The following is a 19,622-nucleotide window of genomic DNA, read 5'->3' as shown; positions in this document are numbered from 1 at the left end:
AAATCGGGAGTTTTTTATTGCCTAGAATTATTCAATCTCTAAATTGAAAGTGACTGGTCCATCATTAATTAAATGAACTTTCATATCCGCTGCAAAAATACCTGTTTGCACATGGTCGAATTGTTGTTGCGCATATTCAACCAATTGTTCATATAGGGCTTTGGCTTCTGCTGGAGGCATGGCGGGTCCAAAGTCAGGACGTAGGCCTTTTTGAGTTTGTGCCATCAAGGTAAATTGTGAAACCAATAAAACCCCACCATTGGCTTGGCTAACATTCCAGCCCATTTTGCCTTGCTCATCATCAAAAATACGATACTTCAAAATCTTATCAATCAGCTTTTGGCCTTTTTCTAATGTGTCTTCTTTGCCTAGACCTAAAAATACCAATAAGCCGTGTTGAATTTCGCCAGTGATTTGCCCTTCAACCACAACTTTGGCTTCGAGGACACGTTGAATTAATGCGCGCATAAAAATGAAGATCGGTATTGAATCAGCGCAACAGTCTAACAGATTTGGTTGTTCTACACCGACCCCAGCAAGATGCTTGGTTGGCCTTAATCTTATTTTTCGATTTATTTTATTAAAATTATCTTTTTTATCTATTGTTCAAATCTTTGTATAGTCCTCGTGCAGGAAAGGTATTTAGATTTTGGATTTAATAGCATGTTTAAGCGAACTTTTTTATTTACGATAATGGCAGCAACGCTTGGCACCGCGTATGCAGCGCCTTTAACAAAAGACAATGGTGCACCTGTAGGTGATAATCAAAACTCAATGACAGCAGGTGTGAATGGCGCAACGCTACTACAAGATGTACAACTGATTCAAAAATTACAACGTTTTGGTCGTGAACGCATTCCCGAGCGTGTTGTGCATGCACGGGGTACAGGTGTTTATGGTGATTTCGTCGCAACAAAAGATTTGTCTGATTTAACCGTCGCTTCTATGTTTAAGGCAGGTACCACAACCCCTGTTTTTGTTCGCTTTTCAACGGTGATTCATCCTAAAGGTTCTCCAGAAACTGCACGTGATCCGCATGGTTTTGCAGTGAAATTCTATACGCAGCAAGGGAACTGGGATTTGGTCGGCAATAACCTACCCGTATTCTTTATCCGAGATGCGATCAAGTTCCCTGATTTTGTCCATGCGATGAAGCCTGATCCTGTTACCAATGTCCAAGATCCGAACCGAGTTTTTGATTTCTTAAAAAGTCAGCCATGGTCAATCAATATGTTGACCTATGTCTATTCAAACTTGGGCACACCTGAAAGCTACCGTACACTGGATGGCTTTGGCGTGCATGCATTCAAGTTATACAACGAGAAAGGTGAGTATAAGTACGTCAAATTTAACTGGCGTTCGAAACAAGGCGTGAAAGGTCTGAATCTGGATCAGGTACGAGAAGTACAGGGCCGTGACTGGAGCCATTTGACCAATGATATGTACAAAAATGTCTATGCCGGAAACTATCCGAAATGGGACTTATACATTCAGGTGCTTGATTCAAAAGATCTGGACAAATTTGATTTTAATCCATTAGATGCAACCAAAATATGGCCAAATGATCTAGTCCCTGAAGTGAAAGTCGGAACCTTGACACTGAATCGTATGCCGAAAAATTTCTTCCAGGAGACAGAACAATCGGCATTTGCTCCAGGTAACTTAATTCCTGGGATTGAGCCATCGGAAGACCGTTTATTACAAGGTCGTATCTTCTCTTATTCGGATACACAGTTATACCGTCTAGGTGCGAACCATCAGCAGATTCCAGTTAATCGTCCACATGTCGCGGTAAATAACAATAACCAAGAAGGCTTTATGAACATGGGCCAGACTGAATCCCATGTGAATTATGAGCCAAGTACGATTGAGCCTAAACAATCCACTGAGATTGCCAGAGCTGTACAAACGCCGTTGCAAGGTACAGTGATGCAGCATGCGATTCAAAAAGAGCAGCCATTTAAACAGGCAGGCGAGCTTTATCGCAGCTATTCAGCTGTTGAAAAGAATGACTTGATTCGTAATCTTGCTGCAGATTTAGGAGCAGTAAAAGACATTGAAACCAAGACCATTATGCTGTCTTACTTTTATAAGGCCGATGCCGATTATGGGACACGTCTTGCCAAAGTGCTAAATGTGAATCTAAAAAATGTACAGGCCAAAGCATCTCAACTAAAAGACGAATAAACGTTTTCATGATGTGGTAACAGGTGCCTGAATGTTACCCCCAGAAAGTCCTGTAACCTCAATAGCCTTTCCTGCACCTAGGGCGAGTGTTACAGGCATTCCTTTTTAGGCTTTTAATTGGATGTGAATAATGCTTCATTTTCGGTCTTTATTATTTACGATCAGCTTACTTTGTGGCAGTTTCTCTGTTTCTGCCAATACAGACACACCATCTGTCACAGACAAAGGATCAGAGGAGGTGGTTGAGCTATTTTTCTCCGCAGCCAAAGTCGGCAATATCGAGGTCTTGCAAGAGTTTTTAAAGCAAGGGTTCCCCGTTGATATTCAAGATCATTCTGGTTATAGCGCATTGATGATGGCGAGTTATTATGGGCAGAAAGATGCAGTAAAAACATTGTTGCAACACAATGCCAATCGTTGTCTACGAGACAAACGTGGACATACCGCTTTAATGGGGGCGATTGTCAAAGCTGAATGGAGTATTGCCAAACAATTACGTCAGGTCGACTGTGACATTAATGCAGAGAAAACTGGACAGCTCACTGCTGAACAGTTCGCAATTCAATTTGGACAACAGCAACGTTTAAAACAGATTCAGGCTGAGCTATCCAACTAAGCTTTGCTATTACTCTAAACTATTGAATTCTAAAAGACGCTGAATCAAATGATTTCGAGAACAATATCCATCGTCGTAGACAGACTCATTTCTGCGTAAAAGTATGCTTTAATGCTTGAAATAGAATAGATCCTAATTCAGTCATGTCTACACCAATTATTCAATCTTTACTGGATACCGACTTATATAAATTCACCATGTTACAGGTGGTGTTGCATCAGTTTCCGCAAACGCATAGTGTGTATTTATTTCGTTGTCGCAATTTAGAAGATACGGTTTATCCCTTAGTTGATATTTTGGATGACTTGAATCAGCAGCTGGATTTGCTGTGTGAACTACGTTTTGCCGAAGATGAATTACAGTACCTGCGTTCATTGCGTTTTATTAAAAGTGATTTCGTTGATTATCTGGAATTGTTCCAGCTCAAACGTCGTTTTATCCAAGCCAGTATCGATGAGGCTGGGCGCTTAGATATTCGCATTGAAGGCCCGATGGTTCAGGCGATGATGTTTGAGATTTTTGTCTTGGCGATCGTGAATGAATTGTATTTCCGCCGTATCCGTAATGATGAGGTTTGGGTTGAAGGTGAGCGACGATTGCAGCAAAAGCTGGTGCAGTTGCAACAATATGAGCAAGAACAACAAGAAAATGATCCACCATTTTTAGTGTCTGATTTTGGCACCCGTCGTCGCTATAGTTTTGAGTGGCAAAAGCATGTCGTGCAGGCATTTCAGGCCGCTGCACCTAAAGTATTCCGAGGCACCAGTAATGTGCTGTTGGCAAAGCAATTGGGGATTAGCCCGATTGGTACCATGGCACATGAGTTCTTACAGGCTTTTCAAGCACTTGATGTACGTTTGCGTAATTTCCAAAAAGCAGCACTTGAGGCATGGGTACAAGAGTATCGTGGTGATTTAGGTATTGCTTTGACCGATGTGGTGGGAATGGATGCCTTTTTGCGTGATTTCGATTTGTATTTTGCCAAGTTATTTGATGGTTTGCGTCATGACAGTGGCGACCCGTATGAATGGGGTGATAAAGCTTTCGCGCATTATCGCAAACTCAAGATTGATACCAAGACCAAGATGTTGACCTTTAGTGATGGTTTAAATTTAGAAAAAGCATGGTCATTGCATCAGTATTTTAAAGACCGTTTCCAAGTGAGTTTTGGGATTGGCACCAATTTGACCAATGATATGGGGCAGAAGCCGTTGAATATTGTGCTGAAATTGGTGGAGTGTAATCGTCAGTCGGTGGCGAAGATTTCAGATAGTCCAGGTAAGACTATGACGGATAATGATACCTTCTTGGCGTATTTGCGTCAGGTGTTTGATATTGAAGAGAACGAAGTTAGCGTCTAAGCAAACAAGTTTAGAGGATGGTGATGGCGGTATCTTACTGGGCATTTTTTAAATATTAGGTTCAACCTTCGGTTCGACCTACTTTTCTTTCGGGAAAAGTAGGCAAAACCATTGTCATCCACAAAACCTGTTCATTTCTTTCTTCTATTTTATATTTCGCAGAAACAATATCTTGTAGATATTTCGCAGGTTGTGGATGACGTTTTCGAGTATCCAATTTCATGTGATAGCTTATATTAAATCTCAAAAGCATTATGGATATTCGTCAGACGGTATATCTACTTTTCTGCTAAATGAATGCAAAAAATCAGACAAAGATAAAAAGTCGGCTATGTTAATATCATCCCCAATGCGGATGATAAAACAGCATAACCATGACTGACGTAGATTTTAAACTGGGTTTACTGATTGAACCTGAACAACTAGTGCCTTATTTAGGCAGCGAGTTGATTCGTATTGTCGATTTAAGCCGAGCTTCGGTTTATGAACAATTGCATATTCCTCATGCGATTCATTTACAACCTAAATACTTGGTTGCACAACAAGAACAAGCCAATGGGGTATTGCCTGATTTAGCAGGTTTACACGCTTTAATCGAAAAATTAAATATTTCACCTCAGCATCATGTCGTGGTTTATGACGATGAAGGTGGGGCTTGGGCAGGGCGTTTAATCTGGAATTTACATTGCCTTGGTTTTAACCGCACCAGTTTGATTAATGGTGGCATTCATGGCTGGTTGGGGGCAGGTTTGCCGACTACCGCGGAAGTTGATCCCGTAAAACCTGTTGCGGATCTGTTCCAGATCGATTTAGACACGGTACAACAGCATCGAATTGGATATCACGAATTGTTACAACAGGTCGAACAAGACAATATTCAGCTCTGGGATTGCCGTACCAACGAGGAATATACAGGCTTGCGCCTCGCTGCGCGACGCGGCGGTCACATCCCAAATGCACTGCATTTTGAATGGAGTACTGCCCTAAACCGTGAAAATCATCTAAAATTACACCCGCTTGAACGCACACAACAACGTTTAGAACAATTAGGCTTTAATTTACAACAACCTGTAGTGGTGTATTGTCAGTCTCATCACCGTTCTGGCTTGGCGTATATTTTAGCAAGATTGCTCAACTGGCAAGTTAGGGCCTACGATGGTGCGTGGAGTGAATGGGGCAATCGCCTCGATAGTCCTATTATTTCAGGGGAGTCACCGTCTTGAGTTTTGCAGCAGATTTAAAAAAACAATTATTTATCAAAGCACAGAATCTTGTGCCGCAACATCAACTCAGCCGTGTTGTCGGTAAGGTTGCCGCAAGTGAAAATCTTTTGGTAAAAACTGCTGTTATTCAAGCGTTCAAAGCAAAATACGGAATTGATATGAGCATTGCTGAACAAAGCAATGCGCAACACTATAAATCTTTCAACGAATTTTTTACCCGTGCATTGAAAGATGGTGTCCGTGGTATTGATGAGCAAGCGGATAGCATTGTTTGTCCTGCGGATGGTGCGATTTCGCAATTGGGTAAAATCGAAGCGGGTGATATTTTTCAAGCCAAAGGCCAAAGCTTTTCCGCTGAAAAATTGATTGGTGATCCGCAGCTGGCGAAACCATTTATTGATGGTCAATTCGCTACCGTGTATTTATCGCCGAAAGATTATCACCGCGTCCATATGCCATTGGCGGGGACATTGACCGAAACCTTATATATTCCGGGCGAGTTATTCTCAGTCAATCAAACCACGGCTGAAAACGTACCGGGCTTGTTTGCACGTAATGAACGTATGGTGTGCTTGTTTGATACCGAACTGGGTCGTATGGCGGTCGTTCTAGTGGGTGCAATGATCGTGGCTGGTATTGAAACGGTTGCAACGGGCAAAGTAAAGCCTTCTGGCAAAGTTGAATTGCAGCATCACCAAATGAAATTGGATAAAGGTGCCGAGTTAGGTCGTTTCTACCTAGGTTCAACTGCTGTGGTTTTATTTGAAAAAGATAAAATGGTCTGGGAAGAACAGTTTAAAGCCAATTCGACGGTGGTGATGGGTGAGCGTTTAGGTCATTCGGTTTAATTTAGATATGATTTTAAAAAGCTCCAAAATTGGGGCTTTTTATTTATAGTTTAATTCTTATATATTTTGTATGACGTGAAATAGTCTTAGATAATTTAAAATAAAGGCAAATAATGATGAAATTTTTAATACCACAACTCTCATTTTTTGAATTTTTAGGAATGCTTACTTTTGCAACAATATTCAGTAATTATTTTTTGGATCGACCATTGATTAATATGACGGTTTTTATACTGTATTGTATTTTTGCAGGGATATTATCCAGTTTAAATTTGTATATCCGTTATAAAAGAAATACTACTATTTCTGATTAATTACAATTGCTGTGTATGGACTCATCTTCGGTAGATCAAACATATGATTGAAGATATAAGATATTTAATTATTTTTGCAAAAATTGCAGAGTTTGGTTCAATTTCAAAAGGTGCTAAAGCATTAGGCTTATCTACAACGACAGTGAGTATGCATTTAGCCAAGTTAGAAAAGAATTTGGAATGTGCCTTATTTTATCGAAATACACGGAAAATGACCTTAACTCATGATGGTCAAAAACTTTTAGATACCGCCCAAGTCATGTTGGAAACCTATGAATCAGGTATTTTAGATTTTAAGCAACGTTCTATTCTTAGAAAGACACAGCTGCATATTTCTATTCCTGCGGTTTTTATTCACAGTGAGTTGATGCGCTGTATCACGACATTTTGTGAGGCATATCAGGACTTAACTGTGCATATTACTTGTGATGATAGTCGGACAGATTTGATCGCTGAGAATGTGGATATTGCTGTTCGAATTGGTGAGCTTCCAGATAGTTCATTTAAAGCTCGCTATTTATTTCCTTTAGCCCGAAGTATTGTTGCAACACCTGAATTTTTAAGCCAACAGCAATCCATTACTCATCCTAAAGAGCTGATCAATATGAAATGGATTGGTTTGAGTATGAGAAAAAATAAAAGAATATTGCGGCATCAACACACAGGTGAGGAAGTCGAAATTTCCTATCAGCCTCATATTTATGTGAATAATGTTGAAGCCGCGTATCGATTGGCAAAATTAAATGCAGGGTTGGCAGCGCCTCCTGATGAATTAATCCAAGCTGATCTTGAACAGCAAAATATTGTGAAAGTTCTACCGAATTGGACACTTGAGCCATTGAGTGTGTATGCGGTTTGGCCTGCCAATATTCCAATCAATAGTATTGCACATGCTTTGATTGAGCGAATTTATCAATCATTTAACTCCAAAATAGTTTAATGAGCATGTAGCTTGATAGAATGATTAACGACCCACCCATTATGGTATTCAGGATTTTGAGCTGGCGTGAGTTGGTTAATATTTTAGCGAGTTTATGCCCAGAAATTCCCCAAAGCATTAAACAGATATAGCAGGTAATGAAATAGATGAGAGTAAACAGAATCAAGGGATGATAACTCACGGGGGAGGAAAATAATGAGATACCAGAGAGGCAGGCAATCCATGCTTTGGGATTGAGCCACTGTAAGAGAAATCCATCCATAAAATTGCCTGCCGCAATATTGTTTGATATTTCAACTTCTGCTTTTGAACATATAATTTTTTGCCCGATATAGAAAATAAATAAGCTGCCTAAAACCTCAATGATCATAAAAAATGTCGGGTAATGCATGATGGTTTTAGATATCCCAAAGCCTAAAAATATAAGCAGTAAACTAAAGCCAATGCTTGCACCTGAGATAAAGGGCAGTGTTTTTCTAAATCCATAGATTAAGCTGGATGAGAGAATGGAGATATTGATGGGTCCTGGTGAGATGGACATCGTGAATGAAAAGATAAACATACTGAAAAGAATGGAAAGCTGCATTGTTATGGTCTTTTGAGATCAATCTTAAAAGAAGATGATACAGCGTGGTTTAAATAAGATTAGTCTGGTTTTATCAAAAGCAGATTTTGATTTTTTGAAGGTTTAAAGCCAATTCGACGGTGGTGATGGGTGAGCGTTTAGGTCATTCTGTTTAATTTAGATATGATTTTAAAAAGCTCCAAAATAGGGGCTTTTTTTATCACTGTGAATAGTGTAGTAGGTTCATTAGATCTTTATCTAAATCCTTTAGAAAAGATATTCCATATCTATTTTCTTTTAGCATTTCAAAAAGATGATTTGGCAAATCATCTTTGTATTCTTTAAAACAAGTAGCTAGACCTATAGCTATAGACGCAACACTATCCGTATCTCCACCTAATTCAATACATGCTTTCAAAAGAGAACTCATTGAGTTATGTTTTACTAAACAACTAAATGAGGCACTAACGGTATCATATGCACTTAAAGAAACTCTTTCTTGCCAGTTAAAATTCCATCCATTAAAGCCTTCATTTCCTAAAAAGCTTTCCAATTCTGCTAATGTGCCTCTCTCTTGTAAGCCATAATATGCGGCTAAAGCTACAGCACAACTTGAGGCTACCCCTAAGCTACTATTATGCGTTATTTGTGCTTGTAGTGTGGCAAAAGCAACAACATCATTTTTATTTTTTAAAAATCCGATAGGTACTGAACGCATAGCAGCACCATTTCTTTCACTAGTTGATATCAGCGTCTTAACTAACTCTTTCCCTGAGCTAACTTGGGTTAACAAATTATAAAAACCTTCGGAATATCCAAGCCTAATATCTCTTTGGAAACACTCTAAGAACTTAGCTGCTATATTTTCTTTATTCCATTCTGCTCCAGACAAGATAAATTCAGCTATAGCAATTGACATTTGAGTATCATCTGTATATTTACCTGAAATATCATATAGCTCATGTTTACAATATGATTCTAAGTTATTATGAAGACTAATTTTTTCTATAGCACAAAATTCGAATCCTGCACCATATACATCTGCAATAGCTATTTCAGTTAACATGCAAATGTACCCTCTTTTAAACATGTTTTAATCAGTTATTAGAATCTACGCATGCAACTCCATTTACAGTATTTTATTTAAATATATGGAGTTAAAAAATACATTTCTAAAACTTACCTTGAAAAAGCATGTTGAATAATTTTTGAGATCAAATGAATCTATAGAAAAATGACTTGATTAAGAATCAGATAAAGAAACTTTTCTAAGTCTAATTACTTTATCATTAAATAAACTAATCCGAGTACATATTTTAAAAGTATTCTTATTTTGTATAAGTAATTTTCATTTAATTAATAAACTAAAAAGTCATGTACGTTTTTGCTTACATCGATTAGGGGCAATGTCCCATTTTCAGCCAAGGCTGAATTGCCTAATATGAACTCATCAGGAACAGGAAGTTCCAAAACATAAAACAAGAATGATAAGTTTGCGCATCAGGATGTGAGATATGACAGGAGTTGTATCTAGTGAAAGGAATACGAAAAAGCCCGACAGGATGTCGGGCTTTTTTTCATTTGAGCTGAAACATAGTCAATTCTTTAGTTTATTTGTTTGGCACTGTAATAGGCATGAATCGATGCTGCACAACGCTCAACGATTAGATCATCATCCTTTTTCCAGATGAGCTTCACTTCACTGAGGGTATTCTCGTCCTGAATTGGAATCAGTCTGACATTGCTGGGCAAAATCACTTTAAACTCTTCAGGCACAATACAAATGCCAAAACCATTAGCGACCAGTTCCAGTTGAGATCTTTTCCTTGAGTAGATTCTGGTTCTTTTGGGACTAAAACCATTCACCAAACATAAATTGGCGGCCAAATAGCTTAAACCACCACGGGCTTTATGTGGTACGGAAACAAAATTTAAAGGTTCTAACTCACGGATCGATATACTTTCTTTTTCACTTAATAATGGGTCTGAAATATGGGCAGCAACATATAAAGGGGCAGTGTATAAACTGATCGAATTGACATCATTTAAATTGTGATAAATCGGGGGGCGAATAAAACCCAGATCAATTGTCCCATTCAATAAATATTCGAGCTGTAATTCAGAAGATAGAGTGTTCATTTCGATATCAATGTTATGGGTATCACAGAGTTGCTCAAAGATTTCCAACTTGTTTTGATCCAACACAATACTACTGGAATGGGCAATTTTAATGATTCGACCTTCACCACGGCTGATGCTTTGGGCACTGACAATTGAACTTCTTAAATGATCGATATTGGTTTTTAAACTTTTATACAGTGCTTCCCCTGCAGGTGTGAGTCTAATTTTCTTCTCAGATCGATCAAAAATTTCAAAACCTATTTCTTCTTCTAAATTTTTAATTTGTCTGCTTAGGGCGGATTGAGCAATAAATAGCTTTTCCGAGGCAGCAATAAAGCCCCCAGTTTCAACAATTGTGATTAGATAATTGAATTGTTTGAATGTCCACATATCTCAAAATTAGATCAGTGCTTGTTTTTTATATATTAGATTAGATGGAAGAAATCTTATACCTTTTTTTATAGATCCTCGATTTAGGTAGCTGAACATGACTATGAAAAACAAGATGTTGACCTTGATTGCTGCTGTAGTGATTTGTTTACTGGCTCAAAGCTACGATCAGTATATGGGCGTGATGACAAAAGAGCAGACTATTGATTTATTGGGAGATTGATAAATTCATCCTACTTAGTTTCATACGATTACTGACTTTTTAAGGGTGAGAAGGCTCAGCGATGTACGCTTTTTCTTACACCGATCAACGGCAATGTCCCATTTCCAGCCTCAGTCGAATTGCCTAATATGAACTCATCAGGAACAGGACGTTCCAAAACATAAAACAAGAATGATAAGTTTGCGCATCAGGATGTGAGATATGACAGGAGTTGTATCTAGTGAAAGGAATACGAAAAAGCCCGACTTGGATGTCGGGCTTTTTTATTGCAAATCTAACAAGTGATTGAGTGTGTTGGCTTATTGTTTTATAACCAACAGAATTGGAGTGAATAGGTGTATCACTGAACCTAAGGCTTAAGATTGAATCTTATGTCTTTTACCTTAGCCACATAATGTTAATTTAATCAACAATGAGTAATTTAGCTCCATTCAAACTGAAGGATTGGTGTGGTTCAGCATGATCACCAACCTGATAGCTCATTCCTTGGGTTAAAATAAACGTCCTTCCATCTTTTAATCTGCTTTCAAGTTCGCCTTCTAAACAAAATAGAATATGTCCTTTTTCACACCAATGATCAGCTAAGTAATTAGCTGAGTATTCTACAATTCTTACTCTAATTCTATTTCCTTCTTCACCAAAGTATTGTGTTTTCCAATACGCATTTCCAGTTTCTCCACGGTATTCTACTGTTTCTATTTTATTCCAGTCAGTTACTTGAAATGGAAAAGGGAAAATATTCATATACTGTTCCAAAACTTTAGATTTATTCTATAAATATAGATAAATTTAGTTTTTGCAATACTCTTATTTAAGCGAAGAGCTGTAATGCGAAGGAAAATTAATTAAAAAATTTAAATACTTACTTGGATCATATTAAGAAAATTAAAGAAGCCATTGATTTAAAATAAGATAGCTTCTTTGTGAATAGCTTAGATATTTCTTGTCAGATTTTTAAACATAAACCATGTACGCTTTTACTTACACCAATTCAGGGCAATGTCCCATTTTCAATCAAGGCTGAATTGCCTAATATGAACTCATCAGGAACAGGAAGTTCCAAAACATAAAACAAGAATGATAAGTTTGCGCATCAGGACGTGAGATATGACAGGAGTTGTATCTAGTGAAAGGAATACGAAAAAGCCCGACTTGGATGTCGGGCTTTTTTTATGTGCGATGGATTTGTTTTTCCCACAGTTCAATCAAGAGTTGCATGGATTTGCTCAGTGGCTTATAAGCTGGCCAAATGGCATGAATCGGCATATCCAGCCCATTGGTGGTATCGAGAAAGGCCAAGCGCACCAGGCTTTGTTTGGCAAAATGTGTTTGTACGACGGAAAGGGGGAAATTACCCCAACCCAGACCTTGTTCCACCATATCAATGGCCATAGATAAATTGTCGCTATACCAATAAGAATCCGAGACCAAAACCCGACTGTCAGGTAGAGGGTAATGTTTGCTTGCAACAATAATCTGTCTGAGTTCAGATAACATGGTGAGTTCATTCTTATTATGTGCTTTGAGCTGTTGTGCATCTTTCGGTGAAACCGCAGCAACGAATTGTTCCATCCCCAGTAAGCGGAAACGCTCATTGTTATCGAGTTGTGATGAGCTATACGCGATATAGAGATCAATTTCGTTATTGTGTAGCCGTGTTTTGAGCTCTTGTTGTGGTGCACTGACTATTTCAATATTTAACAAGGGATAGCGTTGAGTCAGCTGTTCAATCCCTGCCAATAAAAACTTTTGATTCACATCTGCAGCGATGCCAATGCAAAGACTAGTTTCTAATCCCGTTGAAAGTTCGGTCAAATGCAGGTCGAGCTGACGTAATTTGGTCACAATCAGTCGGGCATGTGGTTCGATTGAAAGCGCGACTTCTGTCGGGGCGAGATGATTTTTACTACGTTCAAACAGTTTTAAATTTAACTCTGCTTCTAGGTTGGCAATCGCCATGCTGACTGCTGAAGGCACTCGATTTAGTGCGCGTGCTGCTGCGGAAAAATTACCACGATCAATAATTTCAAGAATCAGTTCAAGCTGTTCGCTACTGAGTTTCATGGTCATTCCCTTGTCAGTAAATCTGATGACGATTGACTTTTTTTATCAAATTTAAGGCGTAAAATCCACTCATTATTGATTTTAAGGTGTGGTCATGCAAGGAACCAAGAGAAGAGTCACTTACGTATTTTTCTATGAAGTTTTGAGCTTTTTTATCTGTGCGATGGTGTTGGCGGTGCTTTCAGGCACGACCATCAGTCATACAGGACCTTTGTCGATCTTGATTGCTGTGATCGCAGTGACAGTCAATTTCTTTTATAACTATGTGTTTGAGATGTGGGAAAAGAAGCAGACATCAAAAAAACGTACGGTACTCAGACGTGTGGCACATGCGATTGGCTTTCAAATTGTCTTGGTGATGATTTTGATTCCTTTGATTGCTTGGTGGATGCAGATCAGTTTAGTTAAAGCCTTCTTGCTAGATTTTAGTTTGATGGTGCTGATTCCATGTTATACCTTTGTTTATAATTACTTTTTTGATCATATTTTTGGTTTGCCTAGTCATTTGCTTGAGCCAGCAGCGATGAGTGCCAAAACCAGCTCTTAATTGACAGTCTTATGCTTAAATTTATAAAAAAGAGTGCATAAAATGCACTCTTTTTTATGTGAAATTTAAATAATTAAAGTCGAATCCAAGTCATATTACGGAAACTATTATTGCTTGGATTTTTGGCATTGATACTCAACATTTTACCTGTTTTGCTGAGGCGTCCATTTAGGTTGTATTTGTGACCATCATAAGGATTGAGCCAAACACCTTGTCCAAATTCTTCATTTTGACTCAACATCTTTAGACCAGTTAGCACTTCCATACCGATAATCTGCTGGTTTTTAAAAGTACCTGTACATGCTGTACATAAGGTTGGCGCAGCCTCCTTGGCAGAAGGATACATTTTGACAATCACCGCACTGTATTGCTCGGTCGCAGAATGTTTGCGAATGACGATATCAGACAGATACGAGCCCGTACGCTCATCGACGACTTTCCACGTCCCAATCAGTGGATCTGTTGGAGCAGCATGAATCGCCAAAGGGGTATTGAGTCCAAGTAAGAGAATACAAGCACGAAGAAAAGGGGTATTGAGCATGAGGAATACATCGAGAAATATAAATAATGAAATGAAACAAAAATTTATTATATTATTTTAGTGGAATGATCACATCATATTTAAGGGAACTTAGCAGTTCCCTTCAGGTTTAAATCATGCGGTATAAGCGTTCTTTCGGGAACACCGCAGTAAAGGTCGAACCTTCATTTTCTTTAGAGGTAATTTCCAAGTGCGCACCGTGTTGCATCAACACGTGTTTCACAATCGCAAGCCCTAATCCTGTTCCACCAGTCTGACGGCTACGTGCGCTATCGACACGGTAGAAACGTTCTGTTAGGCGCGGCAAATGTTTTGGGTTAATCCCGATGCCATTATCCTGAACGGTAAAGTAGGCATGGTCACCATCTTCATGCCAGCCAATGGTGATGATGCCACCTGCAGGCGTGTATTTAATCGCATTGGTAATTAAATTGCTGAATGCACTGGCAATTTCGATATCAGAACCAATCAGGTCGCAATGGCTATCAATATCCAGATTGAGGGTATGACCATAATCGAGATTGTAGGCACGGGCATCATCAAAGATTTGGTTCATCAGATTGGCCATATCAATAATCTGATTCTTTGCGACTTTTTTATTATTTTCTAAATTTGATAATAATAAGAGGTCATTGACCAAAGCATTCATCCGTTTGGTCTGAGATTGCATCTGGGTGAAAGCACGTTTCCAACGCGGGGTAATATCATCTTGATCGGTAAAGGTTTCGATATAGCCACTGAGCACGGTCAATGGTGTGCGTAACTCATGTGAAATATTATCGACAAAGTCTTTACGCATTTGTTCCAGATTATGCACCCGTGTGGTGTCATACGCGACCAGCAGACGGCTTTCTCCACCAAAACGGGTGAGTTTGACCTGTACATAACGTTCTTCATCCATCTGCGCCTGTAAACGGATACCATCAGGAGATTGATCGCTATGGTTGAAATATTCAATAAAATTGGGTTGGCGCAGAATCGACAATAAGTTGCGGCCACGATCCAAAGGGCTAATCCCTAACAATTTTTCAGCGGCAGGATTCCACCATTCGATTTGATGTTGATCATCAATTAAAACCACCGCTTCGGCCAATGCCACCAGAGAGGATTGCGCCCGATCAATCAATCCGACCATCTCCGCTTGAACAATGCGTTCTTGACGTTGTGCACGGTAAACATTGAACAGCAAAGCGCCCCAAATCCCGTTCAGATTGGGTGGGACATCATAAGGGCGATTGGAAATCCATTCATTGACCAGATAAAGCGAGCGTAGCTGTAGGAAAAAAAACAGCACGAAGGCAATAAAAATACAGCTCCAGAAGTAACCCACCCCGAATCCGACTAAGCTTGCAATCAATAAGAAAAAAAGTAACAGTCTTAAATCTTGTTTTGCAAAGGTCCATAAACTGCTGTAGCGAAAACGTTGGTGTTCACGTGCCAGTTCAGGGACGGGGTAAGGCTCATACATAAAGGATTTTTAACCTACTGCTAAATCTGCTCGTGTCGAAAAACGGTAACCTGTGCCACGAACGGTTTGTACAAAACGGTCGACACCAAAAGGCTCTAACACTTTGCGTAAACGACGGATATGCACATCAATAGTACGGTCTTCAATATAGACATTGCCACCCCAGACCTGATCTAGGAGTTGAGCACGGGTATAGGCGCGCTCAGGATGGGTCATGAAGAAGGCCAATAAACGATATTCGGTTGGGCCCATATCTAAAATACTGTTGCCGAAACTCACGCGCTGGCTGACAGGATCAAGTAATAAACCATTGGCATCAATCACTTTTTCACCGCTCAATGCATTGGCACGACGTAATACCGCTTTGATGCGAGAGACCAGTTCACGGGTTGAAAATGGCTTGGTCATGTAATCATCGGCACCTGCGTCCAGACCTTGTACTTTGTGGTCTTCTTCACCACGTGCAGTCAGCATGATCACAGGAATCTCGGCCAAGTTTTCATCGCGTTTGAGGCGACGGCATAAATCCACACCGCTCACGCCACCAGGTAGCATCCAATCCAGCAAAATAAGCGCAGGACGCTGATCAACGATAATCTGATGCGCTTGTTTGGCATCCTCAGCTTGTAAACATTGGAAGCCTGCCATATCCAAAGAGGTATGGATCATTTCGCGGATCGGTAGCTCATCATCGACAATTAAAATATAGTCATCTTTCACAGCGCAATACCCTTAAAATCTGTAACGGTTTAACCGTTTTGTTGTTATGACAGGCTTATTACAAAGATTAATTATGACAATATCATTGCAAAAGAATTAATAAAGTCGAATTTAGCAATAAATTGTGACAAGCATGGGGCAGAGTCGTGACGGATTGATGACAATTTGCCTAGCAATAAAGCAAATGAATTCATTTGCTTAACTTAACTGTAGTTTAACAGCTTTGCGTGTCACAAAACTGTAAAACGATTTTAATTTTTTTGCGAGGTGGTTTCGATAAAAGACAAAAAGACAGCACAGCAGGCGGACAGAACATCTTCCAGAGGCTGTTTGAAGCCTTCCGAGACCCAACGAATAATAATATGGGTGACATAACCATTTAGGCCAGTTGCCATCAACGAGACTTCTTCAGTGCTATGTGGGGCATTGGGCATGGTGATCATCACGAAGCCCTGAATAATGCGATCGAATTGGGTCAGCGTTTCTTGAATGGTGGCTTGATTATGTAAATCCTGCACTAGCATCGCATCAATATAAATAATCCGTGCCATACGAGGATCATCTTTAATCGCGCTCAATAACGCTGACAAACCTGCAGTCACCATATTCTTGGGTTCAGGTGCTGCCATGAGGACAGCTTGGGTTAAGCAGGTTTGCATTTTTTCAATCATTTTTAAGAATACGGTTTGAAATAGTTCTTCACTTTTCTTAAATGATTCATAAAAATAGCGTTCAGTCAGCTTGGCTTCATTACAGACATCTTTGACCGTGACTGAGAAAAAGCCTTGTGTACCGTAGGTTGCAATACCTGCTTCAATCAATTTTTCACGACGTGCTTCTTTGCGCTCAGTTAAAGACAGACCTTTGAATTGCCGTTCTTTCGCTTCTGTATTGTTTTTCTTGCGTGTCGCTTGATCTTGAGTTGCCATTGAGAAAACCGTTCCCTAAAAAGTCTTTAAATCGTATGTCTAAGTCTAATATGTGCATTTCAACCTTGTTGTGCTGCTAGCATAACCATATTTTGAAAATATACCTTGTCTCTTTTAAACATCATCGGTCATGAAATGTAAATAGGCCTATTATGACATGTAGGATGTTGGTTATTGCCATTTGTCTTAAAGCTGTAGTGTACTATATTGACAACACGTATTGTCAAAATTATATTGGTTACAGGTTAAACAGGCCCTTACACAAAGGATAGGCAATGAAAAATTTTAAAAATAAAGTCGCAGCGATCACCGGTGCAGGTTCTGGGATTGGACAACAACTGGCTGTTTTATTGGCGAAACAAGGCTGTCATTTGTCATTGAGTGATATCAATGAAAAAGGCCTGACGCAAACTGTCGAATTAGTGAAGCAGTACCCTGTGACAGTGACCACCAAAGTCCTCGATGTTTCAAACCGTGATGCGGTGAAACAGTGGGCGCAAGAGACTGTACAGGATCATGGCTCAGTCAATTTGATCTTCAATAACGCAGGCGTAGCACTTGGTTCGACAGTGGAAGGCGCAAGCTATGAAGATTTAGAATGGATCGTTGGGATTAATTTCTGGGGTGTGGTCTATGGCACCAAAGAATTCCTGCCATTCATCAAACAAACCAAAGATGGTCATATCATCAACATCTCCAGTATTTTTGGTTTAACCTCGCAACCAACCCAATCGGCGTATAACGCAACTAAATTTGCGGTACGCGGTTTTACTGAATCATTACGTCAGGAATTGGACATTGAGAAGGGTGGTGTCAGCTCACTTTGCGTACATCCGGGCGGGATTCGTACCAATATCGCCAAAGCAGCGAAAATGAATGACAGTTTGAAGAGCTTGGGCATGGACCCAAACAAATCAATCAAGCAATTTGATAAGTTCCTGCGTACCCCACCAGAAGAAGCTGCACGTCAAATTTTAAATGCAGTATTGAAAGATAAACGCCGTTTATTGATTGGGACCGATGCGCGTATTGTGGATTCGTTCCAACGTTTATTCCCGACGGGTTATCAGCGTATTGCAGCGCTTGCAACCAAGATGATGTAAGTCGTTAGCATGAAAAAAGCCATTCTCTGTGAATGGCTTTTTTATATCCGTCAGAAGGTGGTTTTAGATCAGTACCTTAATCTTGGTCTTCTTCCAAAAGAATTGATAATAAAAGGCTTGGAACAGACATAGGCAAACAAAGGACAGCGCATAGGCAATCCAGATGCCTGTTAAGCCCCACAATGAGCTAAACCAATACGCGCACGGCACTTCGATTAGAACAATCGTGAAAATATTGATCAACATTGGAATATTGACCGCACCACTGGCACGCATAATCGATGCAAAAATGGCACTGGCACCAAAGAACAAAATCGACCACAGCACAATAAATAACAGTTGCTGACCCAGTTCAATCACACTGTGATCGGTAATAAACAGCGCCATCAGATATTTTGAGAACAAATAAGCGAGGGCAATTAAACTACCGGTAAATAAGAAGTTCATACCTAGAGCGGTACGGGTGACCTTGGCCAATAAATCAGGTTTACCTGCGCCAATTGCTTGTGCTGCAAAAATCGAAGCGGCAATTGAAATCGACAAGGCTGGAAATTGAATGTAGTTCAGTACCTGATTGACTGCGCCGTAGGCAGCGGTGGCATGCGCACCATAATGGTTAATCAAGCCAATAATCACCAAACCCGCTAAGGAGGTGGTGACCATTTGAATCCCTGTTGGAATACCAAGTTTTAAAATTAATTTACTCAGTTCTGCATCATGGCGAATATGTTGCAGCAATAGACCATCAATTTTCAGCGGATGGTTTTTATAATTTAGATAAATGGCTAAAAAAATCAGCACCGCAGCATAACCGATAATGGTTGCAATCGCAGGGGCAACAATACCTAACGCTGGAAAACCAAAATAACCTTTCAGTAAAACGGGGGTTACGCCCAAACCAATCAAGCTGGTGAGGCTCAGGGCAATCAGTGGCGTCACACTATCACCGACACCGCGCAAGATCGAGGTATAAATAATATAGACGAACAGTAAGGGACTGCCCACCAACATCCATTGCACATAAGGCAAGGACAGGTGCATCACTTTAGGATCGGTACCCAGCAACTCCAAAATATGTTTGGCGAAGATCAGACCCAAGACCGCAATAATGCTGCCGCCGATTAAGGTCATAAAGACGGTAGAACCAATCACTGAGCGAACTTTTTCTAGATTCTGCGCACCCCATGCCTGCCCAATCAACACTGTGGAGCCTGCGGAAATCCCGATTACAAAAGCCAGTAAAAAGAACAGGATGGGGAAGAATACTGATACTGCGGCAATTGCATTGACTCCCATCATTTGACCGACAAAGATAGTATTAATGGTTCCTGACAGGTTTTGTAAAATATTGGTGGCAATCAACGGTACCAGAAACACAAAAAAGGTTTTCCAGAGATTTGGTTGCATGACCAAGGGTTGGCGTGGTGTCATTCAATTTCCTTCACGCTTCATCCTGAAACGA

At 39.9% G+C, this 19,622-nt stretch carries 20 protein-coding genes; 9 read left to right on the top strand and 11 right to left on the bottom strand.

All coding sequences use genetic code 11. From position 1 onward, the window contains the following. Positions 1 to 27 precede the first annotated feature (27 nt). Positions 28 to 468, bottom strand: a complete 441-nt coding sequence (gene dtd / locus WA352_RS02170) for a D-aminoacyl-tRNA deacylase (protein ID WP_005317234.1) — start codon at positions 466 to 468, stop codon at positions 28 to 30. Positions 469 to 663: 195 nt separating this feature from the next. Between dtd and WA352_RS02165 the strand changes: the two genes are divergently transcribed. From WA352_RS02165 to WA352_RS02140, 6 genes are all read left to right on the top strand, one after another. Beyond that, positions 664 to 2,187 carry a catalase gene (locus tag WA352_RS02165; RefSeq protein WP_005317236.1) on the top strand — a complete coding sequence of 508 codons (1,524 nt, stop codon included), beginning with the start codon at positions 664 to 666 and terminating at the stop codon, positions 2,185 to 2,187. A 130-nt stretch (positions 2,188 to 2,317) separates the two neighbouring features. Continuing rightward, entirely contained in the window at positions 2,318 to 2,803 is a 486-nt protein-coding gene (locus WA352_RS02160; protein WP_005317238.1) for an ankyrin repeat domain-containing protein, read from the top strand. A gap of 143 nt (positions 2,804 to 2,946) precedes the next feature. Then, the gene (pncB, locus tag WA352_RS02155) at positions 2,947 to 4,164 is read left to right on the top strand and encodes a nicotinate phosphoribosyltransferase (RefSeq protein ID WP_005317241.1); all 1,218 of its coding nucleotides are present in this window, start codon (positions 2,947 to 2,949) and stop codon (positions 4,162 to 4,164) included. A gap of 374 nt (positions 4,165 to 4,538) precedes the next feature. Further along, positions 4,539 to 5,387, top strand: coding sequence for a sulfurtransferase (locus WA352_RS02150; protein WP_005317246.1), 849 nt, complete (start codon positions 4,539 to 4,541; stop codon positions 5,385 to 5,387). Beyond that, positions 5,384 to 6,235, top strand: coding sequence for an archaetidylserine decarboxylase (gene asd, locus WA352_RS02145; RefSeq protein WP_005209584.1), 852 nt, complete (start codon positions 5,384 to 5,386; stop codon positions 6,233 to 6,235). The genes WA352_RS02150 and asd overlap by 4 nt, the downstream gene beginning before the upstream one ends. A 357-nt stretch (positions 6,236 to 6,592) precedes the next feature. Beyond that, positions 6,593 to 7,489 (top strand): LysR family transcriptional regulator, encoded by an 897-nt coding sequence (locus tag WA352_RS02140; RefSeq protein ID WP_005317252.1) that lies wholly within the window; start codon positions 6,593 to 6,595, stop codon positions 7,487 to 7,489. Here WA352_RS02140 and WA352_RS02135 read toward each other — a convergent pair. From WA352_RS02135 to WA352_RS02125, 3 genes are all read right to left on the bottom strand, one after another. After that, the gene (locus WA352_RS02135) at positions 7,470 to 8,075 is read right to left on the bottom strand and encodes a LysE family translocator (RefSeq protein WP_005317256.1); all 606 of its coding nucleotides are present in this window, start codon (positions 8,073 to 8,075) and stop codon (positions 7,470 to 7,472) included. The genes WA352_RS02140 and WA352_RS02135 overlap by 20 nt on opposite strands. A 199-nt stretch (positions 8,076 to 8,274) precedes the next feature. Beyond that, entirely contained in the window at positions 8,275 to 9,120 is an 846-nt protein-coding gene (locus tag WA352_RS02130; protein WP_005317258.1) for an ADP-ribosylglycohydrolase family protein, read from the bottom strand. A gap of 539 nt (positions 9,121 to 9,659) precedes the next feature. Beyond that, positions 9,660 to 10,565: a LysR family transcriptional regulator gene (locus tag WA352_RS02125; protein WP_005317261.1), complete on the bottom strand. Its 906-nt coding sequence runs from the start codon at positions 10,563 to 10,565 to the stop codon at positions 9,660 to 9,662. Between the two features lie 97 nt (positions 10,566 to 10,662). Here WA352_RS02125 and WA352_RS02120 point away from each other — a divergent pair, with 97 nt between their 5' ends. Then, positions 10,663 to 10,788 (top strand): hypothetical protein, encoded by a 126-nt coding sequence (locus WA352_RS02120; protein WP_005201657.1) that lies wholly within the window; start codon positions 10,663 to 10,665, stop codon positions 10,786 to 10,788. A gap of 402 nt (positions 10,789 to 11,190) precedes the next feature. On the opposite strand, the gene WA352_RS02115 is transcribed toward WA352_RS02120, so the two are convergent. Both WA352_RS02115 and WA352_RS02110 read right to left on the bottom strand, forming a co-directional pair. Beyond that, positions 11,191 to 11,532 (bottom strand): DHCW motif cupin fold protein, encoded by a 342-nt coding sequence (locus tag WA352_RS02115; protein ID WP_005317264.1) that lies wholly within the window; start codon positions 11,530 to 11,532, stop codon positions 11,191 to 11,193. Between the two features lie 426 nt (positions 11,533 to 11,958). Further along, complete coding sequence (locus WA352_RS02110) at positions 11,959 to 12,852, bottom strand: LysR family transcriptional regulator (protein ID WP_225761769.1); 894 nt, start codon at positions 12,850 to 12,852, stop codon at positions 11,959 to 11,961. Between the two features lie 94 nt (positions 12,853 to 12,946). On the opposite strand from WA352_RS02110, the gene WA352_RS02105 reads away from it, so the two are divergent. Beyond that, a complete protein-coding gene (locus WA352_RS02105; RefSeq protein ID WP_005317269.1) occupies positions 12,947 to 13,399 on the top strand; it encodes a PACE efflux transporter in 453 nt (150 codons plus the stop codon). Positions 13,400 to 13,472: 73 nt separating this feature from the next. On the opposite strand, the gene WA352_RS02100 is transcribed toward WA352_RS02105, so the two are convergent. From WA352_RS02100 to WA352_RS02085, 4 genes are all read right to left on the bottom strand, one after another. Continuing rightward, a complete protein-coding gene (locus tag WA352_RS02100; protein WP_005317271.1) occupies positions 13,473 to 13,940 on the bottom strand; it encodes a DUF2147 domain-containing protein in 468 nt (155 codons plus the stop codon). Between the two features lie 109 nt (positions 13,941 to 14,049). Further along, on the bottom strand, positions 14,050 to 15,408 hold the full coding sequence (gene phoR / locus WA352_RS02095; protein WP_005317273.1) for a phosphate regulon sensor histidine kinase PhoR: 1,359 nt from the start codon (positions 15,406 to 15,408) through the stop codon (positions 14,050 to 14,052). A gap of 9 nt (positions 15,409 to 15,417) precedes the next feature. Continuing rightward, the gene (gene phoB, locus WA352_RS02090; RefSeq protein WP_004657056.1) at positions 15,418 to 16,128 is read right to left on the bottom strand and encodes a phosphate regulon transcriptional regulator PhoB; all 711 of its coding nucleotides are present in this window, start codon (positions 16,126 to 16,128) and stop codon (positions 15,418 to 15,420) included. 251 nt (positions 16,129 to 16,379) lie between these two features. After that, entirely contained in the window at positions 16,380 to 17,057 is a 678-nt protein-coding gene (locus tag WA352_RS02085) for a TetR/AcrR family transcriptional regulator (RefSeq protein ID WP_005317275.1), read from the bottom strand. Positions 17,058 to 17,332: 275 nt separating this feature from the next. Here WA352_RS02085 and WA352_RS02080 point away from each other — a divergent pair, with 275 nt between their 5' ends. Continuing rightward, entirely contained in the window at positions 17,333 to 18,160 is an 828-nt protein-coding gene (locus tag WA352_RS02080; protein ID WP_004657060.1) for an SDR family NAD(P)-dependent oxidoreductase, read from the top strand. 63 nt (positions 18,161 to 18,223) lie between these two features. Here WA352_RS02080 and WA352_RS02075 read toward each other — a convergent pair whose 3' ends face one another. Next, a complete protein-coding gene (locus tag WA352_RS02075; RefSeq protein ID WP_004803509.1) occupies positions 18,224 to 19,591 on the bottom strand; it encodes an MATE family efflux transporter in 1,368 nt (455 codons plus the stop codon). Between the last annotated feature and the right edge of the window lie 31 nt (positions 19,592 to 19,622).

This window comes from Acinetobacter sp. 102 (assembly GCF_037028485.1).
GTDB classification, from domain to species: Bacteria; Pseudomonadota; Gammaproteobacteria; order Pseudomonadales; family Moraxellaceae; genus Acinetobacter; species Acinetobacter higginsii.
The sequence above is the reverse complement of the archived record's forward strand: the minus strand, read 5'-3'. Positions and strand labels throughout refer to the sequence as shown.

Excerpts from the sequence above, each read along its gene's own strand:
- dtd (WP_005317234.1), bottom strand. The coding sequence starts at position 468 with ATGCGCGCATTAATTCAACGTGTCCTCGAAGCCAAAGTTGTGGTTGAA.
- WA352_RS02165 (WP_005317236.1), top strand. The coding sequence starts at position 664 with ATGTTTAAGCGAACTTTTTTATTTACGATAATGGCAGCAACGCTTGGC.
- WA352_RS02160 (WP_005317238.1), top strand. The coding sequence starts at position 2,318 with ATGCTTCATTTTCGGTCTTTATTATTTACGATCAGCTTACTTTGTGGC.
- pncB (WP_005317241.1), top strand. The coding sequence starts at position 2,947 with ATGTCTACACCAATTATTCAATCTTTACTGGATACCGACTTATATAAA.
- WA352_RS02150 (WP_005317246.1), top strand. The coding sequence starts at position 4,539 with ATGACTGACGTAGATTTTAAACTGGGTTTACTGATTGAACCTGAACAA.
- WA352_RS02140 (WP_005317252.1), top strand. The coding sequence starts at position 6,593 with ATGATTGAAGATATAAGATATTTAATTATTTTTGCAAAAATTGCAGAG.
- WA352_RS02135 (WP_005317256.1), bottom strand. The coding sequence starts at position 8,075 with ATGCAGCTTTCCATTCTTTTCAGTATGTTTATCTTTTCATTCACGATG.
- WA352_RS02130 (WP_005317258.1), bottom strand. The coding sequence starts at position 9,120 with ATGTTAACTGAAATAGCTATTGCAGATGTATATGGTGCAGGATTCGAA.
- WA352_RS02125 (WP_005317261.1), bottom strand. The coding sequence starts at position 10,565 with ATGTGGACATTCAAACAATTCAATTATCTAATCACAATTGTTGAAACT.
- WA352_RS02120 (WP_005201657.1), top strand. The coding sequence starts at position 10,663 with ATGACTATGAAAAACAAGATGTTGACCTTGATTGCTGCTGTAGTGATT.
- WA352_RS02115 (WP_005317264.1), bottom strand. The coding sequence starts at position 11,532 with ATGAATATTTTCCCTTTTCCATTTCAAGTAACTGACTGGAATAAAATA.
- WA352_RS02110 (WP_225761769.1), bottom strand. The coding sequence starts at position 12,852 with ATGAAACTCAGTAGCGAACAGCTTGAACTGATTCTTGAAATTATTGAT.
- WA352_RS02105 (WP_005317269.1), top strand. The coding sequence starts at position 12,947 with ATGCAAGGAACCAAGAGAAGAGTCACTTACGTATTTTTCTATGAAGTT.
- WA352_RS02100 (WP_005317271.1), bottom strand. The coding sequence starts at position 13,940 with ATGCTCAATACCCCTTTTCTTCGTGCTTGTATTCTCTTACTTGGACTC.
- phoR (WP_005317273.1), bottom strand. The coding sequence starts at position 15,408 with ATGTATGAGCCTTACCCCGTCCCTGAACTGGCACGTGAACACCAACGT.
- WA352_RS02085 (WP_005317275.1), bottom strand. The coding sequence starts at position 17,057 with ATGGCAACTCAAGATCAAGCGACACGCAAGAAAAACAATACAGAAGCG.
- WA352_RS02080 (WP_004657060.1), top strand. The coding sequence starts at position 17,333 with ATGAAAAATTTTAAAAATAAAGTCGCAGCGATCACCGGTGCAGGTTCT.
- WA352_RS02075 (WP_004803509.1), bottom strand. The coding sequence starts at position 19,591 with ATGACACCACGCCAACCCTTGGTCATGCAACCAAATCTCTGGAAAACC.